General features: G+C 67.8%; 20 protein-coding genes. 18 read left to right on the plus strand and 2 right to left on the minus strand.

What is annotated here, in order from left to right:
* The 6 genes from thrB to E8P82_RS09320 all read left to right on the plus strand — a co-directional run bounded on the left by thrB (nt 1) and on the right by E8P82_RS09320 (nt 7,658).
* Complete coding sequence (thrB, locus tag E8P82_RS09295) at nt 1-1,011, plus strand: homoserine kinase (protein WP_136454282.1); 1,011 nt, start codon at nt 1-3, stop codon at nt 1,009-1,011.
* A gap of 353 nt (nt 1,012-1,364) precedes the next feature.
* Complete coding sequence (rho, locus tag E8P82_RS09300) at nt 1,365-3,689, plus strand: transcription termination factor Rho (protein WP_136454284.1); 2,325 nt, start codon at nt 1,365-1,367, stop codon at nt 3,687-3,689.
* Between the two features lie 179 nt (nt 3,690-3,868).
* Nucleotides 3,869-4,948 carry a peptide chain release factor 1 gene (gene prfA / locus E8P82_RS09305; RefSeq protein WP_136454287.1) on the plus strand — a complete coding sequence of 360 codons (1,080 nt, stop codon included), beginning with the start codon at nt 3,869-3,871 and terminating at the stop codon, nt 4,946-4,948.
* Between the two features lie 2 nt (nt 4,949-4,950).
* A complete protein-coding gene (gene prmC, locus E8P82_RS09310) occupies nt 4,951-5,838 on the plus strand; it encodes a peptide chain release factor N(5)-glutamine methyltransferase (protein ID WP_136454290.1) in 888 nt (295 codons plus the stop codon).
* Nucleotides 5,835-6,785 (plus strand): glycosyltransferase, encoded by a 951-nt coding sequence (locus tag E8P82_RS09315; protein WP_136454292.1) that lies wholly within the window; start codon nt 5,835-5,837, stop codon nt 6,783-6,785. Before prmC ends, E8P82_RS09315 begins: the two co-directional genes overlap by 4 nt.
* Nucleotides 6,786-6,860: 75 nt before the next feature.
* Complete coding sequence (locus tag E8P82_RS09320) at nt 6,861-7,658, plus strand: L-threonylcarbamoyladenylate synthase (protein ID WP_136454523.1); 798 nt, start codon at nt 6,861-6,863, stop codon at nt 7,656-7,658.
* Here the strand turns inward: E8P82_RS09320 and E8P82_RS09325 are convergent.
* On the minus strand, nt 7,644-8,585 hold the full coding sequence (locus tag E8P82_RS09325; protein WP_246021174.1) for an NAD-dependent epimerase/dehydratase family protein: 942 nt from the start codon (nt 8,583-8,585) through the stop codon (nt 7,644-7,646). The two genes, E8P82_RS09320 and E8P82_RS09325, sit on opposite strands and share 15 nt — an antisense overlap.
* Nucleotides 8,582-9,559 carry a glycosyltransferase gene (locus tag E8P82_RS09330; RefSeq protein ID WP_168796537.1) on the minus strand — a complete coding sequence of 326 codons (978 nt, stop codon included), beginning with the start codon at nt 9,557-9,559 and terminating at the stop codon, nt 8,582-8,584. Before E8P82_RS09330 ends, E8P82_RS09325 begins: the two co-directional genes overlap by 4 nt.
* A gap of 193 nt (nt 9,560-9,752) precedes the next feature.
* On the opposite strand from E8P82_RS09330, the gene E8P82_RS09335 reads away from it, so the two are divergent.
* The 12 genes from E8P82_RS09335 to E8P82_RS09390 all read left to right on the plus strand — a co-directional run bounded on the left by E8P82_RS09335 (nt 9,753) and on the right by E8P82_RS09390 (nt 20,830).
* A complete protein-coding gene (locus tag E8P82_RS09335) occupies nt 9,753-11,648 on the plus strand; it encodes a polysaccharide biosynthesis protein (RefSeq protein ID WP_136454299.1) in 1,896 nt (631 codons plus the stop codon).
* A complete protein-coding gene (locus tag E8P82_RS09340) occupies nt 11,645-12,676 on the plus strand; it encodes an MraY family glycosyltransferase (protein WP_136454301.1) in 1,032 nt (343 codons plus the stop codon). Before E8P82_RS09335 ends, E8P82_RS09340 begins: the two co-directional genes overlap by 4 nt.
* Before the next feature lie 150 nt (nt 12,677-12,826).
* Nucleotides 12,827-13,321 (plus strand): hypothetical protein, encoded by a 495-nt coding sequence (locus tag E8P82_RS09345; protein WP_136454303.1) that lies wholly within the window; start codon nt 12,827-12,829, stop codon nt 13,319-13,321.
* 1 nt (nt 13,322) lies between these two features.
* On the plus strand, nt 13,323-13,649 hold the full coding sequence (locus tag E8P82_RS09350; RefSeq protein ID WP_136454306.1) for an AtpZ/AtpI family protein: 327 nt from the start codon (nt 13,323-13,325) through the stop codon (nt 13,647-13,649).
* 85 nt (nt 13,650-13,734) lie between these two features.
* Nucleotides 13,735-14,556, plus strand: a complete 822-nt coding sequence (gene atpB / locus E8P82_RS09355) for a F0F1 ATP synthase subunit A (RefSeq protein WP_136454309.1) — start codon at nt 13,735-13,737, stop codon at nt 14,554-14,556.
* A gap of 75 nt (nt 14,557-14,631) precedes the next feature.
* On the plus strand, nt 14,632-14,847 hold the full coding sequence (locus E8P82_RS09360; protein ID WP_136454312.1) for an ATP synthase F0 subunit C: 216 nt from the start codon (nt 14,632-14,634) through the stop codon (nt 14,845-14,847).
* Nucleotides 14,848-14,899: 52 nt separating this feature from the next.
* A complete protein-coding gene (locus E8P82_RS09365) occupies nt 14,900-15,454 on the plus strand; it encodes a F0F1 ATP synthase subunit B (RefSeq protein ID WP_136454315.1) in 555 nt (184 codons plus the stop codon).
* On the plus strand, nt 15,454-16,266 hold the full coding sequence (locus E8P82_RS09370; protein WP_136454318.1) for a F0F1 ATP synthase subunit delta: 813 nt from the start codon (nt 15,454-15,456) through the stop codon (nt 16,264-16,266). The genes E8P82_RS09365 and E8P82_RS09370 overlap by 1 nt, the downstream gene beginning before the upstream one ends.
* 99 nt (nt 16,267-16,365) lie before the next feature.
* The gene (gene atpA, locus E8P82_RS09375) at nt 16,366-18,000 is read left to right on the plus strand and encodes a F0F1 ATP synthase subunit alpha (RefSeq protein ID WP_136454320.1); all 1,635 of its coding nucleotides are present in this window, start codon (nt 16,366-16,368) and stop codon (nt 17,998-18,000) included.
* A gap of 91 nt (nt 18,001-18,091) precedes the next feature.
* Nucleotides 18,092-18,985, plus strand: a complete 894-nt coding sequence (locus E8P82_RS09380; protein ID WP_136454322.1) for a F0F1 ATP synthase subunit gamma — start codon at nt 18,092-18,094, stop codon at nt 18,983-18,985.
* Between the two features lie 82 nt (nt 18,986-19,067).
* Complete coding sequence (gene atpD, locus E8P82_RS09385) at nt 19,068-20,531, plus strand: F0F1 ATP synthase subunit beta (protein ID WP_136454325.1); 1,464 nt, start codon at nt 19,068-19,070, stop codon at nt 20,529-20,531.
* A 5-nt stretch (nt 20,532-20,536) separates the two neighbouring features.
* Complete coding sequence (locus E8P82_RS09390; RefSeq protein WP_136454326.1) at nt 20,537-20,830, plus strand: F0F1 ATP synthase subunit epsilon; 294 nt, start codon at nt 20,537-20,539, stop codon at nt 20,828-20,830.
* The last annotated feature ends 7 nt before the right edge of the window (nt 20,831-20,837 follow it).

The following is a 20,837-nucleotide window of genomic DNA, read 5'->3' on the forward strand; positions in this document are numbered from 1 at the left end:
ATGGCGCGACTGCCGGCAGTGCCGGTGCTACCGGACCTCCTGGCGCTGCCGGCCGTGGAGAGCGATCAGGAGGTCACGGTCCGCGTCCCGGCCACGAGCGCCAATCTGGGCCCGGGCTTCGACGCCCTCGGTCTTGCCCTGACGCTCCACGACACGGTGCGGGTACGCACGACGACGTCGGGCGGTACCATAGTGCGCTCCACGGGCGAGGGTGTCGAGGCCCTGCCGACGGACGAGAGCCATCTCGTCGCCGCATCGCTGATCAGCACGCTCCAGCGGGCAGGCCATCGCGTGGCCGGGCTCGAGCTCGACACGATCAACGAGATCCCGCACGGCCGGGGGCTCGGATCATCGGCGGCGGCGATCGTCGCCGGTGTTCTCGCGGGCAATGCACTGCTCCCCGAGCAGGAGCGGTTCGATGCCGCGCAGCTGCTGCAGTGGGCCGCGTCGCTGGAGGGCCACCCCGACAATGTCGCTCCCGCCCTGATGGGTTCGCTCGCGATCTCCTGGGAGAGCGGCAGGGTCTATCACAGTACCCGCGTGGAGATATCGCCGGAGGTCGTCCCGATCGTCGTCGTGCCCGATTCCGCGCTCTCGACCGACAGCGCGAGAGCGCTGCTCCCGACATCGGTCTCCCACGGGAGCGCGGCTGCCAACGCAGGCCGTGCGGCCCTGCTCGTCCACGCGCTCGGCGTCGAGCCGTCGCTGCTGCTCGCCGCGACACAGGACGCGTTGCATCAGGAGTTCCGCGCGCAGGCGATGCTGCCGAGTGCAACGCTCATGCGGGGGCTTCGCGCAGCGGGATTCGCGAGCACCATCTCCGGAGCGGGCCCGAGCGTCCTGACGCTCGCGGTGGGAGACGCCGGCGCACGCGCAGCGGAGGAGGTCATCCGGCAGCTGCTGCGTGAGGGCGGGCAGGTGTCGAACCAGGGCGGGATACCGGCGAAATGGCGCATTCTCCGGCTCGCGGTGGAGCAGGAAGGTGCTAGTGTGGAAGTGCACCAAGGGTAGTGATCGTACCGGCACACAGCGTGTGCCCTCGGTATTGCCGTGTTTCCAGAGCTACTGCGTCGCACTGACGCTCTTCGTTCTCGAGGCACTGTGTGCTCCTGCTGATCCGGCCGTCCTCCTGATGGACGCCGCCGACACCGCAGTTCCCCTTCAGCAGTTGCGCACCCTCGGTGTAGCCTCCGATCTTTTCCTCGTGCAGGCGGCTCGACGCCGCTGCACCTGGACATCCGCAGGCTTCCAGCACGTCCAGCCGATGCCGGATCATCACCGGCCGCCCGGACCGCATCGCGGCACAGGCAAACCATCGCGGACCACCGATCAGATGGCCGCCCGACGAGGGGGAAGGATCCTTCGTGACTGAAACCACTGACCTGTTACCAGGTGTGGCCACCCAAGACGCTGCAGCAGCCGGCGCACCAGCTTCGAAGAGCAGCGGCCTTGCAGGCCTGAAGCTCGCTCAACTACAGGCCCTGGCCGGTCAGCTCGGCATCACCGGTGGGTCGAGGATGCGCAAGAGCGATCTCGTGTCCGCCATCTCCGACCATCAGCGCGGCGGCGCCGTCGCGGATCGCCAGCAGGCCACGCGCCCACGCAGCGCCGATGCAGAGAGCCCCGCAGCCGCGGCCGACGCTCCTGCCACCTCACCGGCCGCTGCCCCCGAGGGCGAGCAGTCCTCGACCCCACAGTCCGCGCCCGCCGAGCGCCAGCCCCGCACGCGCAACCGTAATCGGCGCGCAGTCAGCGACGGCGTCGTCTCCACCACCGCGGCCGAGACCGGCACCGCGTCCGAGACCGGCACCGCGGGCGAGGGTCCGGCCGAGACGACGGCGTCCCCGAATTCCTCGGCCCCGACCGACGAGCAGCAGGAGCGCGGTGATCGCGAAACCGGCAATCGGCAGTCGCGCAATCGCCGCAACCGCAGGGGTGAGGACCGCGCTGACGCTCAGTCCGAGCCGGGCGAGACCCAGGACGGCTCCGGGAGCCCGGCCCAGGAGAACGCCGGGGAGAACGCATCGACCGACACCCAGCCGGCACAGGGCGAGGGCCGCGGCGAGCGTCGGACCCGCTCGCGCAACAATCGCGACGACTCCTCGAACAACGGCTCGGGGAACACCTCCGCACCCGCCGACGGTCAGAGCAACGGCCAGGGCGACAAGCAGAGCAACGGCCAGAGCGACAACCGGAACGACGCGCGCAGCGACAAGCAGAACGAGAACCGCAGCGACAACCGGAGCGACGCGCGGAGCGACAACCGGAGCGACGCGCGGAGCGACAACCGGAATGAGAACCGCAGCGACAACCGGAATGAGAACCGCAGCGACAACCGGAATGAGAACCGCAGCGACAACCGGAACACCTCGAACGACGACGAGGGTCGCGGTCGCAACCGCCGTAACCGCTCCAATCGCGGCGGGAACTCCGGCGAGGACCGCAACAACAGGTTCCGCGACCGCAACGACCGCAACGACCGCAGGCGGGGGCGCAACCAGAACCCCGACGTCGACGACGTGGAGGTCACCGAGGACGACGTCCTGCTGCCCGTCGCAGGCATCCTCGACATCCTCGAGAGCTACGCGTTCGTGCGCACCTCGGGATACCTGCCCGGTCCCAACGACGTCTACGTCTCGCTCGCCCAGGTCAAGAAGCACGGGCTGCGCAAGGGCGACGCCGTCGTCGGGGCCATCCGCGCTCCGCGTGAGGGCGAGACCCAGGCGAGCACACGCCAGAAGTTCAACGCGCTCGTCCGCGTCACCTCGGTGAACGGCAAGCCGGCGGAGGAACTGACGGATCGCGTCGAGTTCGCCAAGCTCGTACCGCTCTATCCGTCGGACCGGCTGCGCCTCGAGACGGATCCGAAGAAGATCGGTCCGCGCGTGATCGATCTCGTGGCTCCGATCGGCAAGGGTCAGCGCGGGCTCATCGTGTCCCCGCCGAAGGCCGGCAAGACCCTCATCCTGCAGTCGATCGCCAATGCCATCACGATCAACAACCCTGAGGTGCACCTCATGATGGTCCTCGTGGACGAACGTCCCGAGGAAGTCACCGACATGCAGCGCACGGTCAAGGGCGAGGTCATCGCCTCGACCTTCGATCGGCCGGCCGACGACCACACCACCGTCGCGGAGCTCTCGATCGAGCGGGCCAAGCGCCTCGTGGAGATGGGCATGGACGTCGTCGTGCTGCTGGATTCGATGACACGCCTGGGACGCGCCTACAACCTGGCCGCTCCGGCGTCGGGCCGCATCCTCTCCGGCGGCGTCGACTCCGCGGCGCTCTACCCGCCCAAGCGTTTCTTCGGCGCCGCTCGCAACATCGAGAACGGTGGGTCGCTCACCATCCTCGCCACCGCTCTCGTGGAGACCGGGTCCAAGATGGACGAGGTCATCTTCGAGGAGTTCAAGGGCACCGGCAACATGGAGCTGCGGCTGTCGCGCAATCTCGCGGACAAGCGCATCTTCCCCGCCGTCGACGTCAACGCCTCCGGGACGCGCCGGGAGGAGAATCTGCTCTCGCCCGACGAGGTCAAGATCATGTGGAAGCTGCGCCGTGTGCTGTCGGGTCTCGAGACCCAGCAGGCCCTGGAGCTGCTCACCAACAAGATCCGGGAGACGCAGTCCAACGTGGAGTTCCTGATGCAGGTCCAGAAGACCACGCTGGGCTCCAAGGACTCCGACTAGCACCCTGGCCAGCCGTCCGGGACCCGCCAGTAGGCGGGTGTCCCGGGCGGCTGCTGCTGTTAAGCCGGTGGTTCCGGCGCCGAGATCGCACTCGTGACCGCTCCAGCCCCGATCGGGTGGTCATTTCTGCCGTCTCGTCCTTCATAGACTGGCTGCACACGCCGAAAGAGGTACACCCGATGTTCGAATCCATCCAGGGACTGCTCGACGAGCATTCCGAGCTGCAGGACCAGCTCGCCGATCCGGGGGTCCACGCGGACCAGGCGCTGGCGCGCAGGCTCGGACGCCGGTACGCCGAGCTCGGACGGATCGTCGACGCGCACAACCGGTGGAGGACGATCGGCGACGATCTCGAGGCAGCGCGGGAGATGGCGGCCGAGGACCCGGAGTTCGCCGCGGAGGTGCCCGACCTGGAGAACGAGCTCGCTGCGGCGCAGGAGAGGCTGCGCCGACTGCTGATCCCGAGGGACCCCAATGACGGCCGGAACGTGATCATCGAGGTCAAGGGCGGTGAGGGCGGCGACGAGGCCGCCCTGTTCGCGGGGGACCTGCTGCGCATGTACACCCGCTACGCCGAGTCCCGCGGATGGAAGACCGAGATCCTCTCCGCCACGGAGTCCGATCTCGGTGGCTACAAGGACGTCCAGATGGCCATCAAGGGCTCCTCCAACGATCCTGCCGAGGGCGTCTACGCCCGGCTGAAGTTCGAGGGCGGCGTGCACCGGGTGCAGCGCGTGCCCGTCACCGAGTCGCAGGGGCGCATCCACACCTCCGCCGCGGGCGTGCTCGTCCTGCCCGAGGTCGACGAGCCGGAGGAGGTCGAGATCAGCCAGAACGATCTGAAGATCGACGTCTACCGTTCCTCGGGTCCGGGCGGACAGTCCGTCAACACCACGGACTCGGCGGTCCGGATTACGCACCTCCCCACCGGGATCGTCGTGGCCATGCAGAACGAGAAGTCGCAGCTGCAGAACCGTGAGGCGGCCATGCGCGTGCTCCGCTCACGCATCCTGGCGCACGAGCAGGAGAAGATCGACGCCGCGAACTCGGACATCCGGAAGTCGCAGATCCGGACCATGGACCGCTCGGAGCGCATCCGCACGTACAACTACCCGGAGAACCGGGTGGCCGACCACCGCACAGGGTACAAGGCCTACAATCTGGACGCCGTGATGAACGGTGAGCTGGAGCCGGTGGTGCAGTCGGCGATCGAGCTGGACGAGCAGGCCCGTCTCGACGCCATCGGCGCGGACGAGTAGTCGTGGAGGACGCGCTACGTGCTGCCGAGCAGCAGCTCCGGGAAGCCGGCGTTCCCAGCCCACGCGTGGATGCCGAGTTGCTCGCCGCACACCTGCTGGGGGTCTCACGGGGTCGTCTGCAGGCGCTCGTGCTGACCGGGATCCCCGCTCCGGAGGGTTTCGAGGAGTTGGTAGGGGAACGGGCCGCGCGTGTACCGCTGCAGCATCTGACCGGCACGGCGTTCTTCCGCCGCGTCGAGCTCTCCGTCGGCCCGGGGGTCTTCGTGCCGCGGCCGGAGACGGAGTCGGTGGCGCAGCTCGCGATCGATCGGGCGCTGGGGATGGAGCGGCCGAGGATCGTCGATCTGGGCACGGGGTCAGGTGCGATCGCTGCAGCCATCGCGGACGAGGTCCCCGGAGCCGAGGTGCACGCCGTCGAGCTCAGCGAGCTCGCTCTCGCCTGGGCGGCACGCAATCTCGAACCGTTCGGGGTGCACCTGACGCAGGGAGACCTGGCGACGGCGCTGCCCGAGCAGGACGGCTCGTTCGACGTCGTGGTGTCCAACCCGCCGTACATCCCGGTCGGCGCGGTCCCGGTGGATCCCGAGGTCGCGGAGCACGATCCGGAGGAGGCACTCTACGGCGGGGGCATGGACGGGCTGGACCTGCCGCGTGCTGCCGCCACGACCGCCGCCAGGCTTCTCGGACCGGGCGGCTACTTCGTCATGGAGCACGCCGAGACGCAGGCCGCCGACGTCGCCGACTTCCTCGAGCGGATGGGCTCGTGGACCGCGGTGACCACACACCAGGACCTGACGGATCGTGACCGGGCGACGAGCGCGGTGCGCAACGGAGAGCGATCCGGCCGGATACCGACGACGCCGACGACGCCCACGACGGGCACGCGATGACGCGTGAGGCCGGAACCGGGCCCGACGGCGCGGCGTCGACGGACCCTGCTGTGCCGCCACCTGCCGTCGCCGTCGCCGCCGTGACCTACGACCGGCCCGGGGAGCTCGCCCTGCTCCTGGACAGGCTCGCGGCGCAGAGCGCGCCCATCCGGACGATCGCCCTCGTGGACTCGGGGACCACACCGGCCCGTGACGTCGTCGATGCCTTCGACGGCCCGCTGGACTACCTGCGCTCGGAGGCCAATCTCGGGGGAGCGGGCGGCTTCGCCTACGCGATCCTCGCCGCCGTCGCGAGCGGCGCCGAGTGGATCTGGCTGATGGACGACGACGGACACCCCGAGGACGAACGCTGCCTCGCCGAGCTGCTCAGCGCGGCGCAGGAGCACCGCCTCGACGTCGTCAGTCCGCTGGTCGTGGCGACCTCCGATCCCACCAGACTGTCCTTCAACTTCCGTATCAACGGACTGCTCACCAACGACCGCGCCACCCTGGAGGCCAGGGGCTATCTGCCGAACATGGTCCATTTCTTCAACGGTGCGCTCATCCGCGCGGAGGTCTTCTCGAGAATCGGCCTGCCGGACATGAAGTACTTCATCCGCGGGGACGAGGTGGATTTCCTCGCGCGGGTCAGAAGGGCCGGTCTGCGCTACGGGACGCTGACGAGCGTGGCCGTGCGTCATCCCGCGACGTGGTCCGAGATGAAGCCGATCTTCGGGGGCTTCCTCACCCCGGTGATCCCGGACGGCGACTTCAAGCGTTTCTCCTACTTCCGGAATCGCGCGTACCTGGCCCGCAAGTACCGCAATCCGCGGTGGTTCGGGGCCGACGTCATCGGGTTCCCCTACTACTTCCTCACGCAGCGCGACATCGGGGGACTGCGGGCCTGGTTCGCCGCCTATTCGGCCGGGCTGCGGGGCCGGGGCTTCGGCCCGCCGCCGTCCTCCTGAGGCAGTGCGCGGGAACCGGTCAGCACGGGTGCCGCCGATGTGCGTCGTCACGTTCGGCAGTGGAAGGATGACATGGTGATATCCAGCTACGACTGTTCCGATCCCGCCCAGCGAAGCCAGGGACTCTCTGCTGCCCACCAGGCCGTGGAGCTCAAGCAGTGCGTCGTCCTGCCGACGGACACCGTCTACGGGATCGGTGCGGACGCCTTCTCCCCACAGGCAGTGGCCACGCTGCTCGCCTCCAAGGGGCGGGGGCGCGCCATGCCACCTCCGGTCCTGATACCCCGGATCCAGACACTCGACGGACTCGCGGTAAACGTCCATCCTGATGCACGGGCGCTCGCCGAGGCATTCTGGCCAGGGGCACTCACCCTGATCTGCCACGCGCAGCCCTCACTGAGCTGGGACCTCGGCGACACCATGGGAACCGTCGCGCTTCGCGTGCCCGACGACGACGTCGCCCTCGAACTGCTCGCGCTCACGGGCCCGCTCGCGGTCTCGTCCGCGAACCGGACGGGCCGGCCGGCGGCCACGACCGCGGCCGAGGCTGCGGCCCAGCTCGCCGAGTCGGTGGCCGTCTATCTCGACGCGGGGCCACGGGCCGACGACGGTATCGCCGGCTCGACCATCGTCGACGCGACGGGCGAGGTGCTGCGGATCGTCCGGCAGGGGACGCTGTCGCTCGCCCGCCTCCGCGAGGTGGTGCCGGGTCTTGCCGGCAGCGAGGACGCCGAGGTGACGCCCGCTCCTGCGGGTACGGACGATGAAGTGGTGGGGCCGCCTGCCGCCGGGGCGTCAGCGGTGGATCGGTCGGCGCCCGGACCAGCGGCCGACGGATCGGCTGACGGATCGGCGGCGTCAGCCGGCACGTGAACCCCGGTTCCCGCCGACGTGGGCCAGGACGTCCTGCACCCGGGGCTGCGGGACCAGGCCCTGCGCCGCGGCCCACCCGGGAACCTGGTCCTGGCCGAACCACAGGAGCTCGGTGCGGCGCACCTGTGCATCGAGGCGTCCGCCCAGCAGGGACGAGACGACGAATCCGGTCCCGACGGCGATCCGGCACAGGACGGCCGGCAGCAGACGCGGTCGTCCGCCTGCGGCCTGGAGCGCGGAACGTACTGTGAGTCCTTCCCAGGGCTGCAGCACGATCCTCGGCACTTCGGAGCGGTGGCGACCGATCATCAGCACGAGATCGGCCAGGGCGTCGACGGAGGTGATGGGCGAGTGCGCCGTACCGGGAGCTGCGACCGAGGCGAACGGCGACGCGGCGAGCTTCCCGAGCGACGTCGTGGTGCCCCGGTCCGGGCCCTGCACCGAGGTGGCCCGCAGGATCACCACCGGCAACTGCGCGGTGTCCATGGCCGCCAGTGCCTGTTCGCCGAGCGCCTTGCTGCGCGAGTAGGCGGAGAACGGACGCACGGTGGCCGTCTCGTCGAGCACGTGGGTGCGTCCCTGGACGGAGGCGCTGCTGAGCTGGATGACGCGGCGTACCCCGGCTGCGGCCGCCGCTCGGGCGATCACCACGGGCAGCAGAGCATTCGCGCCGAGCAGCTCCGTGCCCGCAGGTGCCGACGGGGTGGCCAGCCCGGCGGCGTTGACGACGACGTCGTGACCTCGCAGCGCTGACTGCAGGGCGCCGTGATCGGTGCGGGCGGCCTCCGCCAGCAGTTCCGGCACCGTCTCGGCATCCGTGGCGAAGCGGGGTGCCACGACGGAGCAGGCCTCGATCCCCGCTGCATCGAGAGCGCGCAGCACGGCAGACCCGACGAACCCGCTGCCTCCGACGACCGCCCAGCTCACCGGGATGCTCCCGCCGCTCCGGAGCTTTCCGTCAGTGGGGGCTCAGGGCGCCAGGTCGGATCATGGAGGATGATTCGCGCGGCACGCCAGCCGCGCCACAGCGCGCCGAGTCCGGACAGGGAGCGCTCGACGGCGATCAGCCGGACGATCTCCTTGCCCGCCGACAGGGCGGTGCCGAGGCCGAATCCCACCCTGCTGAACCGGTCGTGCAGCTGGAGATAGTGCGCCAGATGACCGCGATTGCGCATCCCGCAGAAGCGTGAGAGATCACTCGAGTCGTTGAGGTGCCGCACGCCGAGATCGATCTGGCGTTGGGCGCGCGTCTTGCGCAGGACGAAGGAGTCCACGTACGCCACGGGGTACCGCTGCGAGATGAGCCAGCCGTACGTCGTGTCGTCCCCGTTGAGGAAGAACCTGGCGTCCGGCAGCCCGATCTCCCGGACCACGTCGGCGGAGACCAGCATCCCCTCGAAACAGCCCACATTCGTATGGAAGACCGGTGAGTCCACGAAGACGTCGCCGCGGACCGGTAGGTGGACCCCGAGAGTGTCGTTGAGGAGATGCTGCCAGAAGAACGGCTCTCCGGCGGCGTCGTACCGGCGACCGTGGATGCAGGAGTAACGCCGCATCCACGGCTGGAAGGATGCCAGCGCATCGGGGAGGGCGACGACGTCGTCGTCCATGAGCCAGAGCCACCGGGCCCCCTCGGCGAGAGCGCGCACCATGCCGGCGGCGAACCCGCCGGAGCCGCCGATGTTCTGCGGCAGCCGTTCGACCACGAGCGGGAAGGGCAGCTCGGCGGCGGCGAGGATCTCCGGCGTCTCATCGGTACTCGCGTTGTCCACCACGACGACGCCGTCCGGGCGCGGGTCGAGCAGCGCGATCGAGTGCAGGAGCTGCTGCAGATAGGAGGCCCGGTCGAAGGTCGTGATGATGATGAACACGCGCTCGGCGCCGACGTCGGGGACGTGCAACAGATTCCTTCCCGGCCGCGCCGAGGCGGTGCACAGCGATCAGGGCACACGCGGTGCAGTTGGTATTCTCTTCGTGGACGCAAGTCTATTACACCGTGCTCCGCCCCTGCCCGGAACGCTCCGGTACCACTGCTGCCGGACACGAGCCGTGCAGCACCGGGAACGCGGGTACGGTCTGGCACTGTTAGGACATATGGGACTCACGGAACACAGGGACGAGCACGGGGGCGCTTCCGGCACCCCGGGGTCCACCAGGGGGACGACATCCCCAGGTGACAAACCCGCGATCTGGCTGTGGTCGCAGTACCTGCTCGACGCCGTCGCGTGGATCGTGGCGATCCTGCTCGCCCTGATTCTCCGGTACGAGCTGCTGGTCAACGAGATCAACGTACCCGGCGTCGTCGTGTTCTGCGCCGTGGCGGTGATCTCCCAGCTCGGCGTGGGGCTGAGTTTCGCGCTCTACCGCGGCAGATACAGCTTCGGCAGCTTCCACGAGGCGAAGCTGCTGGTCATCGTGGCGGTCCTGGTCGGCGTCATCCTCGTGCTCGTCAGCGTCGCCTTCTTCCCGGTGCTCGCGGTGCCACGGAGCATCGGCGTCATCGCCTTCCCCTTCGCCTGCATGTTCCTGGCGGCCACGCGGTATCTCAAGCGCATGTACGTGGAGAGCAAGACGAAACCGGGTGAGGACGCCCAGCGCACGCTGATCTACGGAGCAGGCTTCCTCGGGAACTCGCTCGTGGACCGGATGATGAAGGATCCAGGATCCCCCTACTTCCCCGTGGGCCTCATCGACGACGACGCCTCGAAGAAGCATCTGAGGTTGTCCACCGTGCCGGTCCTCGGCTCGATCGACGACCTGCGCGAGATCGCCTCGCGCACTCGGGCGTCGGTCCTCGTCCTCGCGTTCGCCGACGTCGAGGCCGCGCAGGTCCGCCGGATCTCCGATCTGGTGGCCGGTCTCGGGATCCGGGTGCTCGTGCTGCCACCGCTGCGCGACATCCTCGGCGCGCCCGGCGCTGCCATCACCGACTTCCGCGAGGTGGCCGTCGAGGACCTCATCGGGAGGCGGCCGGTGGACATCCACCCCGACGAGGTGGCCGGGTACATCACCGGCAAACGCGTGCTCGTGACCGGCGCCGGGGGCTCGATCGGCTCCGAGCTCTGCCGGCAGCTGGACGGGTTCTCGCCCGCGGAGCTGATCATGCTGGACCGGGACGAGACGGGCCTGCAGACCACCCAGATCTCCCTCACCGGACGCGGACTGCTCACGGGCCGCGACACCGTCCTGGCAGACATCCGCGACGCCGACGCGCTCCTGGACATCTTCGAGGACCGCAGACCCCAGGTGGTCTTCCATGCGGCGGCCCTGAAGCATGTCTCCCTCCTGGAGCAGTACCCGGAGGAGGCCTGGAAGACCAACGTCCAGGGTTCGCTCAACGTCCTGCGAGCCTCGGCAGCGGTGGGCGTGACGAACTTCGTCAACATCTCGACGGACAAGGCGGCGGATCCCACCAGCGCCCTCGGTCACTCCAAGCGGGTGGCGGAGAAGCTCACTTCCTGGCATGCGGAGCGGACCGGCCAGCAGTACGTCTCGGTACGCTTCGGCAACGTGATCGGGAGCCGGGGCTCCATGCTTCCGCTCTTCACCGAGCAGATCCGCAACGGTGGGCCCCTCACCGTGACGGACCCCGAGGTGACCCGCTACTTCATGACCATTCCCGAAGCGTGCCAGCTCGTGGTCCAGGCCGGGGCCATCGGCAAGGGAGGCGAGGTGCTCATCCTCGACATGGGTGAGGCCGTGAAGATCCTCGATGTGGCTCAGCGCATGATCGCCATGTCCGGCAGGGACATCAGGATCGTCTTCACCGGTCTGCGGCCGGGGGAGAAGATGCACGAGGACCTCATGGGAATCGGGGAGAACGACTCCCGGCCGCTGCACCCCAAGATCTCGCACACCTCGGTGGCGGCGCTCGATCCCACCCGGCTGAGTCTGCAGCAGTGGAAGGCCGACGGCGGCTTCGGGCAGCGCAGTCTCGAGTCCGCCGGCAACGACCAGCGCACCCCGGACGTCGCGGAGCCGCTGTCATGAACCCGCTGCTCCTGGTCGTCGGCCTCGTCGCGCTGGGACTGTCCCTGCTCCTGCCGATCGTCGTGGCACCCCTGCTGCGCCGACTTGGTGTGCTCGACATCCCGAACGATCGTTCCTCGCACACGACGGTCGTGATCCGGGGGATGGGCGTCGCCGTCGCCGTCGCCGTCCTCGTCGCGCTGGCCCTCTCACTCGCCACGCGTCTCGTCGCCGTCGACCGCTCGCTGATCCTCATCATCTTCTGCATGGTCGCTGCCGCATCGGCCCTGGGCTGGATCGAGGACTTCCGGGGGCTGTCGATCAGGACCCGCGCCTCCGTGCAACTGGGCATCGGCGCGGTCGGTACGGCTGCCCTCGCGACGACGATCAACGAGAGCAGCTACTGGTGGGTCCCGGTCGGGGCCATCGCCGTGGCCACCTACACCAACGCGGCGAACTTCATGGACGGCATCAATGGGATCTCCGGCATGCACGGGATCGTCGTCGGTGGCTTCTACGCGTGGGCGGGAGTGCTGAGCGACCAGTTGTGGCTCACGGTCGCGGGTGTGGTGGTCGCCGCCGCATTCGCGGGATTCCTGCCCTGGAACCTCGGCCGCGGCTTCGTGTTCCTCGGCGACGTGGGCAGTTACCTGCTCGGCGCCTCGGTCGCCGCGATCGCCGTGACGGGATTGCTGGCCGGAGTGTTCCTCGAGTACCTGCTCTCGCCGGTACTGATCTATCTGGCGGATACCTTCGTCACGTTCCTGGGGCGGGTACGTCGCGGGGAGCGACTGTACGCAGCACACCGCCACCACGTGTACCAGCGGCTCACCGACACCGGGCTGACCCACGTCCAGGTGGCGATCTTCGTCAGTCTCATGTCGGCGCTGACCGGCGCCGCCGGATTCGTCGCCGCGACGGCTCCACCCGCACTCGCGGTCGGTGCCGCCGTGGCGACGGCCGTCGTCGTCGCGCTGTACCTGTACTCGCCGCGCTTCTTCCGTGCTCTCACCGGCTCCCGAACCTCCGGCAGGGCCGTGGGGAACTGAGCCCGTGCCGTCGTGGTGCGGTAGGCTGGTAGGCGCCGGATACGGACCGACCGAGGGCCGTATCAGTGAGGCTTCCCCGCCGCGGACCGGCCGGGAGCCGCCGGGAGACATCGACAGAGCGGACAACGCGTGCCACGACCGGATCATCCGATGACCGGAGCCGATCGACACCCCCTGATAGAGGTCTCCGCCCCCACAGCGTCCCCCTGGCTGAGGATCCTCGGCCGCAGCACCCTCGCCGGATCGGTGACAGCTCTCGTCCTGGCAACAGCGGCGCTCATCGCGACCTCGCCGGAGGCGGCGTCGAGCGTGCTGCTGGGTGCGGTCCTCGTCATCGTGTTCTTCGGCATCTCCCTGCTCATCGGACATGTCGCCGGGGCATCGAACCCATCGGGTGCCCTCGGCCTCTTCGTGCTCACCTATGCGATCAAGGTGGTCGGATTCGGGGCGGCCCTGTTCATCCTCGGCACGCCCGCGTGGCTGGATCCCACCTGGTTCTTCGTCAGTGCGCTCGTGACCGTGATCGTGTGGCAGATCGCGGAGATCAGGACGTTCTCACGCATCCGGACCCTCCGCTACGACGACGAGGCGCCGGCACTCACGCCGCTCACGGCGCCGAAGGACCCCTCGAGAGAAGGACGCTGACATGGCAGGCCGGACGGCACGAGCCCCTGAACCGGTGGAGCCGGTGGAACCCGTGCGCGCACGCGACGACGGACGGTATTCCAACGGTGGCTACAACGCCGGCATCGCGGTCTTCAGCTACATCGTTGGCGGGATCCTGGTGTGGAGTTTGATAGGCTGGGGCCTGGATTATGTCCTCGACACGCGCTTCCTGGTGCTGTTGGGAGCGTTCCTCGGTGCAGCAGGGGGTTTCTATCTCTCCCACATGCACAATCTCATCCGGCACCACTCCGATGATCCGCCCAGCGGGTCCGGGACGGCATCCGGATCCGGGACAGGAACGACATGACGTCCACAAGTTTCATGACTCGGACCAGTAATACGGTGGCCGAACACATCCTGCCCAACGATGGACACTGCAGAGAGGAAACGCGTTGATCGCGCTTGCGCTCCCGGCCACGACAACCGACGACGGCTTCATCGCCCCCACGATCGAGGACACCCACTACCCCAACATTCTTCCCTGGGGGGGCGAGTACGGTGTGATGTTCGAGGCCGGCTTCGGCAAGCAGATGGCGCTGATGATCCTCTCCGTGATCATCATCGCGACGTTCTTCCTCATCGCCTCACGACGTCGGCAGCTCGTGCCCGGCAAACTCCAGTTCCTCGGGGAGTCGGCCTACGGGTTCGTGCGCAACTCCATCGGCAAGGACATCATCGGCGGCCGGGACTTCATGAAGTACGTCCCCTGGCTGTTCACCGCGTTCTTCTTCGTCCTGGTGAACAACATCTTCGGCGCGATCCCGCTCCTGCAGATCCCCACGTTCTCGCACCCGGGCAGCGCCTACGCCATCGCCGCGATCTTCTTCGTGCTGTGGGTGGGCATCGGGCTCAAGAAGCACGGGCTCCGCTACCTGAAGCTGGCCGTGGTCCCCTCAGGGGTCCCCTGGCCCATCCTGATCATCGTGGTGCCGATCGAGATCATCTCGAACTTCATCGTCCGCCCGGTCACGCACTCGCTCCGACTGTTCGCGACCATGCTCGCCGGACACCTCATCGTGACGCTCGCCGGATCGGCCATCGCCTACATGGTGGGAAGCGGAAGCATCCTCCTGCAGGGGACCAGCGTGCTCGTGCTCCTCGGCTTCATCGCGATGTACATGCTCGAGGCACTGATCATGGTCCTCCAGGCCTACGTGTTCACGCTGCTCGCCGCGATCTACATCGAAGGCGCGCTGCACGCCGACGCCCACTGATTCACACATGTCTTCCCCGTCGGGGATGATCCCAAGCAACCTGTCGCACCCGTGCGGCATCTTGAAAGGAACACAATGGAAGTACAGGGTAGCCTCAACCTCGTTGGATACGGTCTCTCCGCGATCGGCGGTGGTATCGGTGTGGGTCTCGTGTTCGCGGCCTACATCAACGGTGTCTCCCGCCAGCCCGAGGCGCAGCGTGTCCTCCAGCCCATCGCCTTCCTCGGCCTGGCACTCACCGAGGCGCTCGCCATCCTCGGCCTCGTCTTCGCGTTCGTCATCGGCGCCTAGCGGCGTCCGCTCCCGGAAGATGGTCGACACGTTGAAGAAAGAGGGGTGACACATGCTCAGTACAGCGATCATGGCGGTAGAGACCACCGCCAATCCGCTGGTCCCGAACGTCTGGGAACTGCTGGTGACCGTGGTCGGCTTCGCGGTTCTGCTGTTCATCGTCGTCAAGTACGTCATGCCGGCGTTCGAGAAGACCTTTGCAGAGCGCACGGAGGCGATCGAGGGCGGTATCGCCAAGGCCGAGGCTGCCCAGGCCGAAGCCGATGCGGCTCTCAGCGAGTACAGGCAGCAGCTCACGGACGCCCGTACCGAAGCCAATCGCATCCGCGAGGAAGCGCGTGCCGAAGGCGCCCAGATCCTCGCCGATCTCAAGGCGAGGGCTGCCACGGAGTCCGCTCGGATCACCGAGCAGGCGCAGGTCCAGATCGACGCCGAGCGGCAGGCGGCCCTCGTCTCGCTCCGGTCCGAGGTCGGCATGCTCGCGACCGAGCTGGCAAGCCGGATCGTCGGCGAATCACTTGCGGACGACGCCCGCTCCTCGCGCGTGGTCGATCGGTTCCTGGCGGATCTGGAAGCCTCCTCGCAGAGCGCAGGTGCAGCACAGTAATGGCCGGTATCTCTAGCGTCTCCCTGGCCACGGTGCTCGAGGAGCTCGAGCCGACGCTCTCCGGGGCGAGCCTGGCGCTGGCCGAGGAGCTCTTCGGGGTTCTGTCGATCCTCGATTCCAGTGCAGGACTGCGCCGGGCGCTCACGGATCCGTCGCGCACCGGCGAGGACAAGGCGACCCTGGTCGACCAGCTGATCGCCGGGCGCGTCTCCGCGGAGGCCTCGGACGTGGTCCGGAGGCTGGTCGAGGAGCGCTGGGCAGGTGTCCGGGACCTGGGAGACGCTCTCGAGCAGGTCGCGGCGACCGTGGTGATCGCGGTGGCGGAGCAGGGCGAGGGTGCCCAGGGGCTGGATCGGCTGGAGAACGAGCTGTTCTCCTTCATCCAGGTCGTGGCCTCCGACCACGACCTGCAGAGGGCGCTGTCCCAGACGCAGGCGGCGGATGAGTCGAAGATCGAACTCGCGCTGAAGCTCGTCCCGGGGGCGGGGCCGGCCGGAGCCCTGCTGATCACGCAGGCGGTGCGAGCGCCCCGCGGGCTCAAGCCGGCGGCGCTCGTCGACCGGTTCCTTGAGCTGGTCGCAGCACGTCAGCAGCGCTGGATCGCGCACGTGAGCGTCACGCAACCACTTCAGGCCAACCAGTTCGAGCGGCTCGAGGCGGGCCTGAACGCGTTGTACGGCCGGGAGCTCAAGATCAACGTCACCGTCGATCCCTCGCTCATCGGCGGGGTCCGTGTCAGTGTCGGGGACGAGATGGTCGATTCGACGGTCGTCACGCGACTGTCGGAGCTGCGTCGGAAGCTGGCAGGGTAGGCGCATGCGCGCCGTCGGAGCCGAGTCACATCCACAGATACATCCACCGGTCGCCGGGCACGCCGCGGGGACCTACAACACAGGAGAGCAGGGACTGAGATGGCCGAATTGACCATCAACGCCGAAGACGTCCGCAGTGCGTTGAACGACTTCGCGGCGTCTTACGAGCCCGGTAATGCGGAGCGTGTCGAAGTAGGACGCGTGAGTACCGCAAGTGACGGAATTGCCCGTGTGGAGGGTCTGCCCTCCGTCATGGCCAACGAGCTGCTGCGATTCGAGGACGGCACGCTCGGACTCGCGCAGAACCTCGACACCCGCGAGATCGGCGTCGTGGTCCTCGGGGACTACACCGGGATCGAGCAGGGACAGGAAGTGCACCGTACGGGCGAGATCCTCTCGGTCCCGGTGGGCGATGCCTTCCTGGGCCGTGTCGTGGACCCGCTGGGCCAGCCCATCGACGATCTCGGGGAGATCGCGGCGGAGGGTCGCCGCGCGCTCGAGACGCAGGCTCCCGGGGTGACGCAGCGCAAGTCGGTGCACGAGCCGATGCAGACCGGACTCAAGGCCATCGACGCCATGATCCCGATCGGTCGCGGTCAGCGTCAGCTGATCATCGGTGACCGGCAGACCGGCAAGACCGCTATCGCCGTCGACACGATCATCAATCAGAAGGCCAACTGGGCCTCGGGGGACGTGGACAAGCAGGTTCGCTGCGTCTACGTGGCCATCGGCCAGAAGGCCTCGACCATCGCCGCCGTGCGTCAGACGCTGGAGGAGAAGGGTGCGCTGGAGTACACGACCATCGTCGCCTCCCCTGCGTCCGACCCGGCGGGCTTCAAGTACCTCGCTCCCTACGCGGGGTCCGCGATCGGTCAGCACTGGATGTATGCCGGCAAGCACGTCCTGATCGTCTTCGACGATCTGTCCAAGCAGGCCGAGGCGTACCGCGCCGTATCGTTGCTGCTTCGCCGTCCGCCGGGACGCGAGGCGTACCCGGGTGACGTGTTCTACCTGCACTCCCGTCTCCTCGAGCGTTGCGCCAAGCTCTCCGACGATCTGGGGGCGGGCTCCATGACGGGGCTGCCGATCATCGAGACGAAGGCGAACGACGTCTCTGCGTACATTCCGACCAACGTCATCTCGATCACGGACGGCCAGATCTTCCTGCAGTCCGACCTGTTCAACGCCAACCAGCGTCCTGCTGTCGACGTCGGGGTGTCGGTCTCGCGCGTCGGTGGCGCCGCACAGGTGAAGTCGATGAAGAAGGTCTCCGGAACGCTGAAGCTGGACCTCGCCCAGTACCGCGACATGCAGTCGTTCGCGATGTTCGCCTCGGACCTCGATGCGGCCTCACGCCAGCAGCTGACCCGCGGTGCTCGCCTGATGGAGCTGCTCAAGCAGGGACAGTACTCACCCATGCCCGTCGAACAGCAGGTGGTCTCCATCTGGGCCGGAACCAGCGGCTATCTCGACGACGTACCGGTGGAGGACATCAACCGCTTCGAGACGGAGTTCCTGGAGCATCTCGGCCACAGGTCGCAGATCCTCACCACCCTGGCCCAGACCGGGAAGATGGAGGACTCCACGACCGAGGAGCTGAAGAGTCAGATCATCGACTTCAAGCAGGGATTCTTCGGTCAGGGTGCCGACGGCTTCAGTGCCGGGCACGAGGAGCACGAGGCGATCGACGCCGACTCGGTCGAGCAGGAGAAGATCGTCAGGCAGAAGCGCTAGGGAACCGGCGGGGCCGGGAGGACAGGATCCTCCCGGCCCGCAGGACCCCGGCACGATCGCTTCCAGGACGGGAGCGAAAGAAAGGACACTCATGGCAGCCCAGATCCGGGTCTACCGCCAGAAGATCGCCTCGACCACGTCGACGCGGAAGATCTTCAAGGCGATGGAGCTGATCGCGACGTCTCGCATCGGCAAGGCACGCTCGCGTGTGTCGGCGGCCCTGCCGTACGCCAATGCGATCACCCGTGCGGTTTCAGCCGTATCCTCGCAGACGGAGGTCGATCATCCCCTGACGACGGAGCGCAGTGAGGTCAGGCGGGCCGCCGTTCTCGTCCTCACCTCGGATCGTGGTCTTGCCGGGTCCTACTCGGCGAGTGCCCTGAAGCAGGCCGAGGGCCTGTTCGAGGTACTGCGTGCGGACGGCAAGGAGATCCAGGCGTACGTCGTCGGACGCAAGGGCCAGCAGTACTTCGACTTCCGGCGTCGGGACTACGAGCGGGTGTGGACCGGAGGAACGGACGCTCCCGAATTCGAGACCGCGCGTGAGATCGGGGAAGCCCTGCTGTCCACCTTCCTGACGGACTTCGAGGAGGGCGGAGTGGACGAGATCCACGTCGTCTACACGAAGTTCCGTTCGATGGTGGTCCAGGAACCAGCCGTGATGCGTCTGCTCCCACTCGAAGTGGTCGAGGAACAGGTGCAGCAGCCCGGCGACCTGCTGCCGCTCTACGAGTACGAGCCGGCACCGGAGGAAGTCCTCGACGCCCTGCTGCCGCGCTACATCGAGTCCCGGATCTTCGCGGCGATGCTGCAGTCCGCGGCCAGCGAGCTCGCGGCGCGCCAGCGGGCCATGAAGTCGGCCGGCGACAACGCGACGGAGCTGATCAAGCAGTACACCAGGCTCCGCAACACCGCGCGCCAGGCGGAGATCACGCAGGAGCTCTCCGAGATCGTCGCCGGCGCAGACGCGCTCAGCGCGTCCTGACGTCCTCCCCGGAGTTCCCACGGACGCCGGGCGCACCATCAGCTAGATGCCCCACGCCAGCTACATGAATGAAGTGAGAGAGATGACTGCCAACACTGTCGAACGCGGTACGGACTCCGTCACCCCCGGCGCCACCGGCCGCATTGCACGCGTCATCGGCCCGGTTGTCGACGTCGAGTTCCCGGCCGATGCAATTCCCGAGATGTACAACGCCCTGACCACCGAGGTCACCCTGAACGGTGAGACCCGCAAGATCACGTTCGAGACCTCCCAGCACCTGGGTGACAGCCTCGTCCGCGCCATCTCACTGCAGGCGACCGACGGACTCGTCCGCGGCACCGTGGTCCAGGACACCGGAGCGGCGATCTCGGTGCCGGTCGGTGAGGGCGTGAAGGGCCACATCTTCAACGTCCTGGGTCAGCCCCTGGACGTCGAGGAGTCCGCGCTGGAGATCTCCGAGCGCTGGCCCATCCACCGCAGCGCTCCCAGCTTCGCCTCCCTCGAGGGCTCGACGGAGATGCTCGAGACCGGTATCAAGGTCATCGACCTGCTCACCCCGTACATCAAGGGTGGAAAGATCGGGCTCTTCGGCGGCGCCGGAGTGGGCAAGACCGTGCTCATCCAGGAGATGATCACGCGCGTCGCCCGCAACTTCGGTGGCACCTCCGTCTTCGCCGGTGTGGGCGAGCGGACGCGCGAGGGCAACGACCTCTGGGTCGAGATGGAGGAGGCGGGAGTGCTCAAGGACACCGCACTCGTCTTCGGCCAGATGGACGAGCCGCCGGGAACGCGTCTTCGCGTGGCACTGTCGGCCCTGACCATGGCGGAGTACTTCCGCGATGTGCAGAACCAGGACGTGCTCCTGTTCATCGACAACATCTTCCGGTTCACGCAGGCCGGTTCCGAGGTCTCGACGCTGCTGGGCCGCATGCCGTCCGCCGTGGGCTACCAGCCCAACCTGGCCGACGAGATGGGCCTGCTGCAGGAGCGCATCACCTCGACCAAGGGGCACTCGATCACCTCGATGCAGGCCATCTACGTCCCGGCCGACGACTACACCGATCCCGCTCCGGCCACCACGTTCGCGCACCTGGACGCCACGACGGAGCTCTCCCGGGAGATCGCCTCCCGTGGCCTGTACCCGGCCGTGGATCCGCTCACGTCGACCTCGCGCATCCTGGACCCGCAGTACATCGGTCAGGACCACTACAACACGGCGGTCCGGGTCAAGCAGATCCTGCAGAAGAACAAGGAACTGCAGGACATCATCGCGATCCTCGGCATCGACGAACTCAGCGAGGAGGACAAGGTGGTCGTGGCGCGGGCGCGCCGTATCCAGCAGTTCCTCTCGCAGAACACCTACACCGCCAAGCAGTTCACCGGGGTCGAGGGGTCCACGGTGTCCATCAAGGACACGATCGAGGGATTCGCCGCCATCGCCGACGGCGATCTGGACCACATCGCGGAACAGGCCTTCTTCAACATCGGCGGACTCGACGACGTCGAGCGCCAGTGGGCCAGGATCCAAGAGCAGAGCGGCAGCTAGCACCGATGGCATCCAACGGTGAACTGGAGGTCGAGATCGTGGCCGCCGACCACTTCGTGTGGTCGGGTGCCGCCCGCTCGGTCAGTGCCCGCACCTCCAACGGTGATATCGGGATCCTGCCCGGTCACACCCCGATCCTCGCGGTCCTCGAGGCGGGGGAGCTCGCCGTGGTACCGGTGAGCGGGGAGCGGATCGTGGTGGGGGTCGACGGCGGTTTCTTCTCCGTCGACTCGAACCGCGTGGTGATCGTCGCGGACAACGCGCAGGTCGGTGGTTCAGTGCCCTCGGAAGCGCCCTAAGGTCCCA

Origin of the sequence: Arthrobacter echini (genome assembly GCF_004803505.1) — a bacterium.
In the GTDB taxonomy this organism is placed as follows: domain Bacteria; phylum Actinomycetota; class Actinomycetes; order Actinomycetales; family Micrococcaceae; genus Arthrobacter_D; species Arthrobacter_D echini.